At 34.2% G+C, this 12723-nt stretch carries 11 protein-coding genes; 4 read left to right on the forward strand and 7 right to left on the reverse strand.

The genetic code is table 11. The features are described from left to right. Window positions 1-86 precede the first annotated feature (86 nt). On the reverse strand, window positions 87-290 hold the full coding sequence (locus ACFO3N_RS07715) for a hypothetical protein (protein ID WP_379796591.1): 204 nt from the start codon (window positions 288-290) through the stop codon (window positions 87-89). Between the two features lie 176 nt (window positions 291-466). Next, window positions 467-727 carry a hypothetical protein gene (locus ACFO3N_RS07720; protein ID WP_379796593.1) on the reverse strand — a complete coding sequence of 87 codons (261 nt, stop codon included), beginning with the start codon at window positions 725-727 and terminating at the stop codon, window positions 467-469. A 225-nt stretch (window positions 728-952) separates the two neighbouring features. Between ACFO3N_RS07720 and ACFO3N_RS07725 the strand changes: the two genes are divergently transcribed. The 4 genes from ACFO3N_RS07725 (at window position 953) to ACFO3N_RS07740 (ending at window position 3976) form a co-directional block, all read left to right on the forward strand. Beyond that, window positions 953-1783, forward strand: a complete 831-nt coding sequence (locus ACFO3N_RS07725; RefSeq protein ID WP_379796595.1) for a helix-turn-helix domain-containing protein — start codon at window positions 953-955, stop codon at window positions 1781-1783. A gap of 159 nt (window positions 1784-1942) precedes the next feature. Continuing rightward, the gene (gene ygiD / locus ACFO3N_RS07730) at window positions 1943-2776 is read left to right on the forward strand and encodes a 4,5-DOPA-extradiol-dioxygenase (protein WP_465254287.1); all 834 of its coding nucleotides are present in this window, start codon (window positions 1943-1945) and stop codon (window positions 2774-2776) included. Then, window positions 2773-3510, forward strand: coding sequence for an alpha/beta hydrolase (locus ACFO3N_RS07735; RefSeq protein ID WP_379796600.1), 738 nt, complete (start codon window positions 2773-2775; stop codon window positions 3508-3510). Before ygiD ends, ACFO3N_RS07735 begins: the two co-directional genes overlap by 4 nt. 103 nt (window positions 3511-3613) lie before the next feature. Beyond that, the gene (locus ACFO3N_RS07740; RefSeq protein WP_379796602.1) at window positions 3614-3976 is read left to right on the forward strand and encodes a hypothetical protein; all 363 of its coding nucleotides are present in this window, start codon (window positions 3614-3616) and stop codon (window positions 3974-3976) included. A 77-nt stretch (window positions 3977-4053) separates the two neighbouring features. Here ACFO3N_RS07740 and ACFO3N_RS07745 read toward each other — a convergent pair whose 3' ends face one another. The 5 genes from ACFO3N_RS07745 to ACFO3N_RS07765 form a co-directional block, all read right to left on the reverse strand. Further along, window positions 4054-5916 (reverse strand): TonB-dependent receptor plug domain-containing protein, encoded by a 1863-nt coding sequence (locus tag ACFO3N_RS07745; RefSeq protein ID WP_379796604.1) that lies wholly within the window; start codon window positions 5914-5916, stop codon window positions 4054-4056. A gap of 131 nt (window positions 5917-6047) precedes the next feature. Further along, window positions 6048-7190: an exo-beta-N-acetylmuramidase NamZ family protein gene (locus ACFO3N_RS07750; RefSeq protein WP_379796606.1), complete on the reverse strand. Its 1143-nt coding sequence runs from the start codon at window positions 7188-7190 to the stop codon at window positions 6048-6050. A 205-nt stretch (window positions 7191-7395) separates the two neighbouring features. After that, window positions 7396-8703: a serine hydrolase domain-containing protein gene (locus tag ACFO3N_RS07755; RefSeq protein WP_379796608.1), complete on the reverse strand. Its 1308-nt coding sequence runs from the start codon at window positions 8701-8703 to the stop codon at window positions 7396-7398. Window positions 8704-8707: 4 nt separating this feature from the next. Further along, window positions 8708-11212: a beta-N-acetylhexosaminidase gene (locus ACFO3N_RS07760; protein ID WP_379796610.1), complete on the reverse strand. Its 2505-nt coding sequence runs from the start codon at window positions 11210-11212 to the stop codon at window positions 8708-8710. A gap of 13 nt (window positions 11213-11225) precedes the next feature. Next, window positions 11226-12707: a glycoside hydrolase family 10-like protein gene (locus ACFO3N_RS07765; RefSeq protein WP_379796612.1), complete on the reverse strand. Its 1482-nt coding sequence runs from the start codon at window positions 12705-12707 to the stop codon at window positions 11226-11228. Window positions 12708-12723 lie beyond the last annotated feature (16 nt).

The following is a 12723-nucleotide window of genomic DNA, read 5'->3' on the forward strand; positions in this document are numbered from 1 at the left end:
CATTTGTTGAATTCTTTTATCTGATTCTAAAATCAAAAAAGCTGAATCATTAAGATTCAGCTTTCTACTATTTTTTTGCCGAATAATTATTTCTTAATCGTATCGGCTTTAACTGTTACTGTTGTATCCATATTAATTGTATCCACTTCCGGTCCAACGGTATCAATCGTGTTTTGAATAGAATCATTCTCGGATGAATCTATTGTAGTGCTTTCGTTCTTTTTACAAGAAAATGCTAGTCCTATAAGAAGAATTAACAAAGCAAGTTTCATTTTTATTTGCCTTTTCATAATCCTATATTTTTAAATAAATATTTTCTTCTTTAATATTATAAAAATACTCCTTTTCGACTTTACGTTTTTTACACAATTTCACTAACTTTTTATATAAAAAACTTTTCATTTTCAAACAATTTGATATAAGTATAAAAAAAAAGAGCAGAAAATTTCTGCTCTTTCTTTATTCTTTAGTCTGTCTTTGTTGCTTCATTTTCAGCAATATCTCTATTTAAATTATTTTTATGCCTAAGTTCTTCGTAATCGGCATCATCTCCCCAATCTCCCGTATTTTGCTGGTGCACAGGGTTATCTGCTTCGTTTAGGTGTTCCTGCTTATTTTCATCATTCGGAAAATACATCTGATATCCTAAAATAGGATCCCAATTGGTTTCTTGCGTACGATCAATTCCATCTTGGAATAAATCGTTTTTTTTATCTCGTGTATCCATTTCTAATTCTTTTTATACCATCAAAAACTGAAAGTATGATTATTACTTTGTTTTCATAGATTCGTAAAATTGAAAAAAATAGCTCGAAAATTTGTTACATGATTTTGGAGAAAATTTATATTATTCTATTTCAAGGCTTTAATTATATTTTTCTTCTTTGCTTTTTATCTTCAGCAGAATGTTCTAAGAATAATAATTACCTTTAAAATTCTATAAAATTGATTTATGACTGAGATTTTCAAAATGTTTAAAATTACAACTGTCGAATCTGAAAAAATTATGCAATCGGTAAACGAACCGCATGCGCATGATTTTGAAGAACTTATTATTGGAAATAAAGGTCAGTTGGAACATTTTATAGATTTTCAATCCAAATTAATAGAAGCGCCTTTTATCAGTTTTGTCACTCAAGGAAAAATTCATCGCGCAAAACCTCTTGTAAAAGATGGCAATTGTGATATGTGGGTTTTACGATTCAAAAGTGAATTTATTGCCGAAACCACTTTTAGCCTTTATGCTTCCTTTCATGACAAGGCAAATATTAGTTTGCAGAGCAATCAGTGTTTTGAAAAAATGGATACGATCTGCAAAATTATTTTTGACGAATACCAACAAGAAGCTCCTGATCTTGCCGTTATCAAACAATTATTAAGCGCGCTTTTTACCATTATCGAATCAGAAAGACGAAAATTGAATTTGAATAATGATGAATCGAAAAAAATTCAAAGTTCTACTTTTAAAAACTTTCTGAGATTGTTAGAAGAGCATTATAAAGAATCTAAAGATGTTAATTTCTATGCAGAAAAACTCTTTATGACTTCGCGCAACTTAAATAATATCTGCCAGAATATTCTACAGCAAAGCGTTTCGGAAATTATTGAAACCCGTAAATTGACTGAAGCCAAAAACTTATTGATGACCACCGATAAAAACATTGCCGAAATAGGTTACGAACTCGGATTTAATGAAAAAACCTATTTTACACATGCTTTCAAACGAAAAGCAGGAATGACTCCAACCGAATTTAGAGAAGAAATGAAGAAGCTTCTTTCTTAAAAACACAACCTTTCTTCCTAAAATCGTTACCTCTTTGGTTATAATTAAATGCAACTTTGTATCACAAATAAAAGATACTTTTTAAGCAATTAACTATAAAAAATGAATCGTAAAGATTTTCTAAAAACCATGGCAATTTTACCTATCGGAGCTGCAGCAATGAAACTCAGCTCACTCAAAACGGCCGTTGATACTTTTGGCCCAACAGAACGAATGCCAGTTCTTTTTCTTGGACACGGAAATCCGATGAATGCATTGGCAGATAATAATTTCACACAAGGTTTTCAGCAAGTGGCCAAAACATTGCCAAAGCCAAGAGCCATACTTTGTATTTCGGCACACTGGGAAACCAAAGGAACTTTTGTAACCGCAATGCAAAAACCGCCCACTATTCATGATTTTGGAGGTTTTCCGCAGGCACTTTTTGATGTGCAATATCCTGCGCCTGGAAGTCCAGAATTGGCTTTGGAAACACAAAAACTGATTACTTCAACTTCAGTCGGTTTAGACAATAGCTGGGGATTGGACCACGGATGCTGGACAGTGGTAAAATTTCTTTATCCAAACGCCGATATTCCTATTATCGAAATGAGCATTGATTATACGCAACCTGCTTCTTATCATTATGAATTAGGAAAAGAATTGGCTGCTTTACGCCGAAAAGGTGTTCTTATTGTGGGAAGCGGAAATACGATTCACAACTTACGTCTAGCGGCATGGGACAAAATGATGGTTCCTGGTTATGCCTTCGAATGGGCGCATATTGCAAATGAAAAAATGAAAAGCATGATTTTGGACAATGACCATAAATCGCTTATTCAGTTTGATAAACAAGGAAGGGAATTTGAATTGGCTGTTCCAACACCAGAACATTATCTTCCATTATTGTACATTTTATCGCTTCAAGAAAAAGACGAAAAAGCAACTGTTTTCAATGACGAACTTGTTGCAGGATCACTCAATATGATGTCTGTAAAAATAGACAAAGCATGAGTATAAAAAGGCCTTTTTGGATAGCATTTGCCGCCCTTATTACCCTATCAATTTTCAGTTTTACGATTATGAATTCAACTAAAGAAAAAACTAAACTGCATTATTTAATTAGAGAACCAAAAATAAAAACAGCAAATCCGTCTTTGGTAATTTTGCTTCATGGCGTTGGCGGAAATGAACAAAATCTCTTTTCGTTTGCTCCCGAATTGCCAGATAATTTTGTTGTAGTTTCTGCGCGCGGCCCGCTAACTTTCGGCCCAAATAGTTTCGCTTGGTTTCAAGTAGATTTTTCTACTGGAAAACCTCAAATAAATGCTGAACAAGCAGAAAAATCAAGAGTAATGCTGATTGATTTTATTAGTGATTTAAAATCTGAAATTAACTTTAATCCAGATGAAGTTTATTTAATGGGATTTAGCCAAGGCGGAATTATGAGTTACAGTGTTGCGCTTACTGCTCCAGAAAAAGTAAAGGGAATTGCTGTAATGAGCGGAAGACTTTTACCCGAAATAAAACCGTTTATGGCAGATGAAAAACGTCTTGAAAATCTTAAAATCTTCATTTCTCACGGAAAACAAGATGCTGTTTTAAATTATCAATATGCCTTAGATGCTTCTGATTTTCTAAAAACAAAAAACTTAAACCCAAATTTTCATTCGTATGAAGAAGGCCATACCATAAATAAACAGATGTTTGATGATGTCAATCTTTGGTTAAAGAAGAATAACCTTTAATAAAAAAAGCCTGTAAACGTAATATTTACAGGCTTTTTTTATTTCTAAAAAGACTTATATTGCACTTCAAAAACAAATCAAAAATTATATTTCTTTTCTAAAAATGATTTTAAAAATTGGTTATTCATTATTCTTTTTACTTTTAAATTTTGTGCTTTACCTAAAACTAAACAATAAGAATATTAGTAAAAACTATTTAGGTTTGATTCCATTTGGATTGATACTTGTTGCTTCTAATCTCTATTTTGAAGTTCTACCAAACCAACTGTTTTACTTTTTAATCATTTTTTCTTGTAGCATTTTTATAATGAAATACTTGTCGAGATCTGCCAATGTTTTAAAAAATAGTGAATTAACAAATGAAGAAAAAGTAGTAGCTTTTAAAGAAATGCTATTTAATAAAATTTTCCCCGTAATGATTACTATTTTTCAAATCGTTACCATTTGGTCCGGTAAAACTTTTTAATGTAATTTATGATGCATTTACACAAAAAAGGGAAGATAATTTCGATATCTTCCCTTTTTTTCTATTCAAAATTGCAATTAAAAAGTAACTAATTTCACTCCCAATGTAAACCATCTAGAAGGTAGTGGCACTGCTCCTACTTCATAATACGTTGCATTGAAAATATTTTGTCCATCTAAAAAGATCGTGAATTTATTAATTGACTGACTTACTCTAAAATCATTTACCCAGTAAGAAGGTCCTGTAATTCTTTCGTTAAAACGAGTTGCAAACATCACAGATAAGTTTTTAAACTGATAATCTATGGTGTTGGTAATTTGATGCTTTAATGAGGAAATGGAATATTTTGAATACGTTTCTGTACGCGCTGTTTTAAATTCAGAATCTAAATAGGTGTATCCTAAAAGGATGTTCAATCTAGAATCTTTAGAGAAATCGAATCTATAAGTTCCACGCAAATTGATTCCGTTTGTGTTTAAATCTCCTGTGTTTTGACTTTGCCACGGCTGCGTTGTAAGATTACGCATCCAGTCGATATAGTTGTCTATTTTTCTGTAGAAATAATTCGCATTAAAGCTCAAAGCTCTTTTGTTGTATTTAAATCCGATTTCGCTCTGAAACGCGTTTTCTGAATCTAATTCTGGATTTCCAATATTTCCTGTCTGTTTCAAGTATAAATCTGTAAACGAAGGAATTCTTTGGCTTGTTCCCACATTTCCGATAATTTTAAATGCATCTGTAATGGCATAACTTGCATCAATTCCTGGATAAATCTGCCATTTGTAATCGGAATTATAGTTTAAATATGTTCCGATATTTACATCTAGTTTTTCAGTAAAACTCGTTCTGTATTCAGCATACAATCCAACATTTTCGCGATCGTGATCTCCAATGTTTGAAGAGTGAATGTTTTCGTTTCTAAATTCAGCTCCAAAACCAATTTCTCCTTTAGATAATTTAACGGTAGAGTTCAATTCTCCAGCAATAGAATTGGTATAATGCTGACTTCTTCCAACAGCCAAATTCGAGTTTCCTAAATAACGGTAATCATCATAATTGTATCTGTAAGTTACTCTCGGCATAATTTTCCAGCTGTCAGTAATTTGATGATTGGACTGAATGTTGGCAAATGTAGTCTGAACAATTTCGGTTGAGTTTTTATCTCCAGGCGCTGCGTAAAATCCGTTTGCACCAAATCCGTTATTGATATAACCTGCAGAACCTAAAATTTCGTTTTTATCATTGATCTGAACATTTCCTTGATAGAAAATTTTGTTGTTTTCGAATGCGGTATTGTAACGATAACCGTTGCTTTTATCATGCGAGGCAAAAAGTAAATGCTGCTGTTTTTCTTTACCTAAAACAGCTCCAGCCTGAATTCCTGTTCCGTAAAAAGTATCTCCTGTATCTTGCGTATCTTTTTCGAAATTAGAACCTGCATAAGTGCTTACCATAAAACCAGAATCGGTTGGCTTTTTAGTAATAATATTGACTGCTCCAGTTAAACTGTTAATTCCGTAAATTCTCGCAGCTGGTCCGCGAACTACTTCAATTCTTTCAATTGCTTCAACCGGAAGAGGAAGATTCAACATATTATGGGCAGTTTGCGAGTCGATTACTTTTGCTCCGTTTAATAAAACAACAGTTTGCTCAAAACTTCCACCGTCAACACTAATGTCGGCTTGAGTTCCAAATGGTCCTCTTTGTCTAATGTCTACTCCGTTGGCATATTGCAATACTTCTTGCAATGTTCTTCCTGGCAGTTTTTTAATGGTTTCGCTCGAGATAACATATACATTTCTGTTTTGTTTAGAAATTGGTGTATTAAAACGGCCTTCATTAATAATAACTTCATCCATTTGGTTGATGGAATCGTTCTTTGTCTGTGCGTAAAAATTGGTACAAATTACTGTAAAGACAGCAAAATAGATCTTTTTCATTTTGGTTTACTATTTTTTTTGGCAAAAGTAGTTTCTTACCGTACCAATAAAGCATACCAGTTTTATAATTATAACTAGTCCGGATGAATAAATGATCTATTTTGCTAAAACCGAAGCAAATCTGAGAGATATTACTTATAAATCAAATATTTAGCACGCATTTTTTTAAATGTTGCCACACCTTCTTTCCAGCTGTTTCTAATTTCTTCTTCCGAAATTCCGGCTTCAATTTGCTGTTGCAGTTTTTCATTTCCAGCACGAATGGCAAATTTTCTTTTGTCGAAAAACTTCGATTTATCAGAAGTGGTCTGATAGGCTTTAATAAGCCATTTTATTTCTAATCTATTTATTTTTGGAATTGCAGATAAATCTTCTCCGTTACATTCCACGCCTTTATACAAAGGATCTTTATCGCCAAAATTAGGTTTTGGAGTAAAAGCAAAATTGCTTTTAGGAAGATAAGGTGAACCATAAATCTGAAATTGCTTTTCAGTTCCGCGTCCCATGCTCACATTGGTTCCTTCAAAAAGGCATAAACTCACATATAAATTAATCGATTGATCGTTTGGTAAATTTGGCGAAGGTCGTACTGGCAGACTATAGGTGCTTTTTCTAGTATAATTCAAACACGGAATTACGGTTAATTTACATTGAATTCCATCTTTCAGCCATTTCTGTCCGTTGATCATTTTTGCTTCTTCGCCCAAAGTCATTCCGTGCAATAAAGGCGTTGGATGCATTCCGATACCGCTTTTAAAAGCAATGTCCAAAACCGGACCGTCGACAATCGCGATATTTGGATTGGGACGATCCAGTACAATCAGTGGAACATTGTTCTCAGCGCAAGCTTCCATAATGCGGTGCATGGTAGAAACATACGTGTATAATCGCGTTCCAACATCCTGCAAATCAAAAATCATAATATCGATTCCTTTTAATTGCTCTGGTGTCGGTTTATTGTTTTTTCCGTATAATGAAGTAATGGATAACCCTGTTTTAGTATCGATTTCGTCCGATACATGTTCACCCGCATCGGCAGTCCCTCTGAAACCATGTTCTGGCGCAAAAATGGTTTTTATTTTTACTTTTTGGTCGACCAGAAAATCAACCAAATGCTTTTCTTTAGTGATAATTCCCGTTTGATTGGTAACGATTCCTACGGTTTTGCCTTTCAATAAAGGCAAGTATTTTTCAGAATTCTCAGCGCCGGTTTTTATTTGCTGCGCAAAAGAAACTGCTGAAATTAGTATGCAGATTATGATTAGTTTTTTCATCGTGTTTATTTTTTTTTTGCCACAGATTAAAAGGATTAAAAAGGATTTTTTTATTTGGTTGCGCTTAATTTTTTTTCACGCAGATTTTGCAGATTTAAGCAGATTTATTTAAATTTTATAATCGGTATTGATCTGCTTAAATCTGCAAAATCTGCGTGAAACAAGAAATCATTTTAATCCTTTTAATCTGTGGCTAAAAAACTTTTTAATATTTATTAATCTGTCTCCAGATTTTAGCACTAAAATCGTCTTTGTACATCAATCTGTTTGTTCTCGTTGGGTTCACTCGATTGGTGAGAATGATTAAAAATCGGTTAGTATTTCTATTCATAAAGAAAAAAGTGCCTGTGAAACCCGTATGTCCAAAATCGTCTTTTGTAAAAAACTCATCTGGTTTTCTTTTATCAAAACCTAAACCTCTATAAATTCCTTCTTTCGAAAGCGGAGAATCTGTAAACTCTTTTACGACATTTGCTTTTAGAATCTGTTTGCCTTTGTAATTTCCGTAGTTCATCAGCATTTTGCAGATTACGGCAATCGATTCTGCGTTGGCAAACAAACCTGCATTTCCAGAAACGCCTCCAAAAATTGCCGCCGCTTCATCATGCACATAACCTGTAATAGTATCTTTTCTGAAGAAATTATCCACTTCAGTTGGCATTACGTTTTCGATCGAAGTCCATTTTAACGGATTATATCCAATTTTTGAAACGCCTAATTCGGTATAAATTTCATTGGTAAACTGATCGAGTTTTTTGCCCGTTTTGGTTTCAATCATTTGCTTCACCAAAAGCAAATTTAAATCGCTGTATAAATATTTCCCTCTCGGATTTGTATTTGCCTTCGCGATCCTTTCATAAACCGATGAATAAAATTCTAGATTCAGCCACATGTTTTTATAAATCTGAACCCAATTTTCTTTTGGCTCAAAAACCAAATATTTTGAATTGTAAACAATGTTTTTATTTACATACATATTATCAAAAGGTTCAACATATTGCTCTGATTTTTGATTGCTCAAAAAAGGCGAATTATCTGGTGTAGAAAGCAATGCTTGATAAAAAGTGATACTTGGTGTTAATCCAGAAGTATGTGTTAACAACTCAAAAAGTGTTAAATCTGAAATTGCTGTATTTTTATAAAACGGAACAATTTCGCCAACTTGATCTGTCAATTTAATTTTTCCATCTCCAACCAAACGCATCGTTACCAATGTCGCTCCTAAAACTTTAGACATTGAAGCCAGATCAAAAACGTCATCTGATTTTACCAATTGCTTTTTAGTGTAATCATGATATCCATAATTTTTAACTATTAGATTAGAATCTCCTGTTCCTACGATAATTTGTGCTCCCGGAAAAAAACCTTTTTCAAGCGCATTTGTCATCATCGAATCAATGTAAACTTCATTTCTTTTTACATCAAAAGATTGCTTTGCCTTTTTCTGTGAATAACCATTTATTCCCAAAAAAATCAACGAAACCATTATAATTTTGACACCAATATTTTTCATAGTACTACGGATTAATTTTTAAGTCCTGCCCCGCCATCAAAGGCTCATTATTGGTTCCTGTAATTTGAATTCTAACTGCTTTTACAGGCTGTTTCGGATAAATGGATGCATTTCCGTAATCAAAGTTATCGCCTTTTATAAAATCAGTTCCATTATATGAAAACTCTACAAAACCGTTGTTAATGATAAATCTTGGATGATGCGGAATTCCAGTTAAAACATCAATTTTAGAAGAAGTTACAGGATTAGTAAAGGTATACAAAATCCAATCGCCGTCTTTACACGCAACATCGGTACGCAAGTACGTTTCTTCATTATAATCCTGCAGATTCGAAATTGGAAACTTCGGATTTTCTGCCATCGACGAAGTCACTTTTACTTCTGGTTCCTGATAAGGCGAACAATCGAATTTTACATTTGCAGCAGACTTTTTCTCTTCCTTATTTTCAACTGTAAAATCTAATCTATATGTATTTTTTGCGTTGTAATTTTCAATTAGAAATCTCAAGCGAGGTTTTGATTTTAAAGCTTTTTCATCAGCAGCGTAAGTCTGAACTAATTTATCATTTTCAAAAAGCGAAACATTTTTGATTATTCCGTTTGCTCCGTCATCTGTTGGATTAAAAGTAAGATACCAAATGCCCTTTTTATCTACATGATCTGATATATTTTCAGAAATCGTTAAAACTTCTGCTTTTGAAGTATTCCAAGTAGCAACAGGCAATTTCTCTACTTTTACCGCTGGACTTGCCGACGTTTCATTGAAAAAAACTCTAAACATATACTGCTCGTAATCTTTAGTCTGAATTGGTCCAGTATACAAAGGCGATTGTCTTGTTGGTTCATTTCCATCTTTATCAAATCGTACCACTGCACCATCATAAGGCGGCGTTACGGTAATTGTTCCGTTTTTATAAATAGCTGTTGGAGGAAAATCCCTGAAAGCAATTCCCATATCAGCCAATCTTTTTAAATGGCTATTGGTTAATCTTCCATAAAAATCATCCCAGTTTTTATCTTCTTTTTTAGACCATCCAATTTCAGACAACGCGCTGATTCTCGGATAACTCTGGTATTCCATAATTCTTGCCGGGCGATCCAAATATTCGCTCCATAAAGCGCCTTGAACTCCAATGATATTTTTTTGTTCTTCGGGAGTTAAGTCAGCATCAGGAATTGGTTCAAACGAATACGCTCTTTTGGTATCGGTAATCGCTGCCCAACGATGGCCGCGTTCTGTTTCTGATTGCGCCATATCATAATACGTAAACTGTCCTGGCATCATGATGGTTTTGTATCCTTTTTTTGCCGATTCAATTCCGTAACTAATTCCCTGCCAAGCAGAAATAAGCGTATTTGGATTGATTTCTCCACCTTTCAGAATTTCATTCCATCCATCTGTTTTTTTATGGTATTTATCGACAATCGTTTGAACCCTTCTAAAGAAATAATTCTGAAGCTGAAAACTATCTGTAAATCCTTCTTTTGCCATTAAAGCTTGACATTTTGGACAATGTTCCCAATTGGCACGATTCACTTCGTCTCCCGCAATATGAATGTATTCAAAAGGAAATAGTCCCGAAACTTCTTTGATTATCGAATCCAGAAGATCATAATTTTCTTCGCGCCCTACACACCAAACATTTTTTACTTCGCCCTGAACACTTTTTAGTTCCTGCGTAATCGCACAACCTACTTCTGGATATGAAGCCGTTACCGCACGCGAATGTCCCGGAATTTCAATCTCTGGCATTACAGAAATGCCACGATCTGCAGCGTAAGCTACGACTTCTTTAATATCTTCTTGGGTATAAAAACCTCCGTAGCGTTTGTCTCCAGAACCATAAGACGGCAACAAAACTTCGCCAGGACCTCTCCAAGCGCCTTTTAAAGTTAAATCTGGCATCGATTTTATTTCGATTCTCCAACCGTTATCATCCGTTAAATGCCAGTGAAAAACATTCATTTTATGAGCAGCCAACCAGTCGATATAGTTTTTTACGGTTTGTTTGTCGAAAAATTGTCTTGAACAATCGAGCATCATTCCGCGCCAGTCAAAACGAGGATAATCTTCAATTTTCACAAACGGAAGCGCTCCTTTTTTAACTTCTTTTGCAGAACAAATTTGCAGTAAAGTCTGGAATCCGTTTAAAACGCCTTTATCCGTTTTTCCTTTTACGAAAATTCCTTTTTCATTTATTTCTAATTGATAACCTTCATCCGGAAGATTCAATTTCTTATCGACTAGAAATGAAATATTATTTTTTCCGTGTTTTTTTCCAATGGAAACAATTGGGGTAATTCCAGTATTTTTTGAAAAATCTGAAGTAATATAATCGACACTATTTTTCAGTTTTTTATCTACAACAATTTTTAATGGTGAAGGCAAAACAAACTGTCCCGCGCTTTGCTGAACTGATACAGGTTTTGGGATTAGATCTAATTTTTGGGCTTGTACAAAACTAAGCGAACTTAGAAATACGGCTAATAGAAGAATACTTTTTCTCATTTCTTTTTATATTTTATTTTGTTGAAAATTCAATCGGACTGCTTTCTGTCTGGGTCTGACTCAAAGCGGTCAGCGCATAAACGTAGTTTTCCAAATCTGGGTTTGGCACTTCTAGTTTTAGAGCCGTTGTCACATAATAAATATTCTGAGGATTTGAGAAATCAGTAATTTTCCCTTTTGGAAATCTGTAAATCACATATTTTTTGTCATTTAAAGCCGCCTTCCAAGTTAAAACTGCTTTGTCGCCTTTTTTGGCAATTACAGCATTTGTTGGCGGTTCTGGTTTTAATCTCGTAATTCTATTCGCTTCTGGCGTTAAAGCGATGTATTTATATTCTTTTTGAAGAAGAGGATTTCTAAGTGTATCTCCTTTTTTTAGGAAAGTAGAAGCGGTAAAATGCATAGAACCGTCAATTTGAGGCATTTTGCGAATCATTTCAATCTGTTTCACAATTTGATCAGGACTTCTCCACTCTGGTTCTTTAGCGGTATTCGAAATTTTGTAATCACCATGACCCACGTAAACATTTGTTCCGTATTTGTGTTCTGCCCACCATTTTGCCAGAACTTCAAAATTGGCTCTGTCAAAACCAATGTGCCAATAGATTTGAGGCGTTACATAATCGATCCAGTTTTCTTTTTGCCATTTTAAGATATTCGCATACAAATCATCATAATTGGTTGCTCCTGCTTTTGTATTAGAACCTTGTGAATCTTTGGCTATATTTCTCCAAACTCCAAATGGCGAAATTCCGAATTCGACTTCTGGTTTATTGGCGATAATAGTATCTCTGATTTGTTTGATAATTAAATCGACATTGTCTCTTCTCCAATCATCTTTATCTTTAAACTGGCGCGGTTCTTTGGCAAATGCTTTTTCATCTGGAAACTCCTGCCCTTCAATTTTATACGGATAAAAATAATCATCCATATGCACGGCCTGAATATCGTATTTACGAACAATCTCACCTACAACAGAAGCCACAAAATCTCTAGTTTCCTGCAAACCTGGATTAAAATATCTCGTTTTTCCGTACGTCAGAAAAAGGTCAGGCCTTTTAAAATATAAATGATTTTTTGAAAGCACATCTCTTACCGTATCTTTTTGAACACGATACGGATTTAGCCAAACATGCACATTCATTCCGCGTTTTCCTGCCTCGTCAATCATCATCTGCAACGGATCAAAACCCGGAGCAACGCCTTGAGTTCCGGTTATCCAATGCGACGCTGGTTCTTTGGTCGATTTGTAATACGCATCGGCCGTTGGGCGAATCTGAAAAATTACAGTATTCATATTGTAAGAACGTAGATTATCCAAAATGGCAATCATTTCGTTCTTCATTTCTTTATCTGATAATCCTGGTTTAGAAGGCCAGTCGATATTTTCTACAGTAGAAATCCAAGCGGCTCGCATTTCTCTTTTTGGAGACTGCTGACTGAAAATTTTGGTCTGAATCAGCAATACCAAAATCATAATTTTTAGGCTTTTCATAATTATTATTTTAGGT

Source organism: Flavobacterium chungangensis (assembly GCF_042654045.1).
Classification (GTDB): domain Bacteria; phylum Bacteroidota; class Bacteroidia; order Flavobacteriales; family Flavobacteriaceae; genus Flavobacterium; species Flavobacterium chungangensis.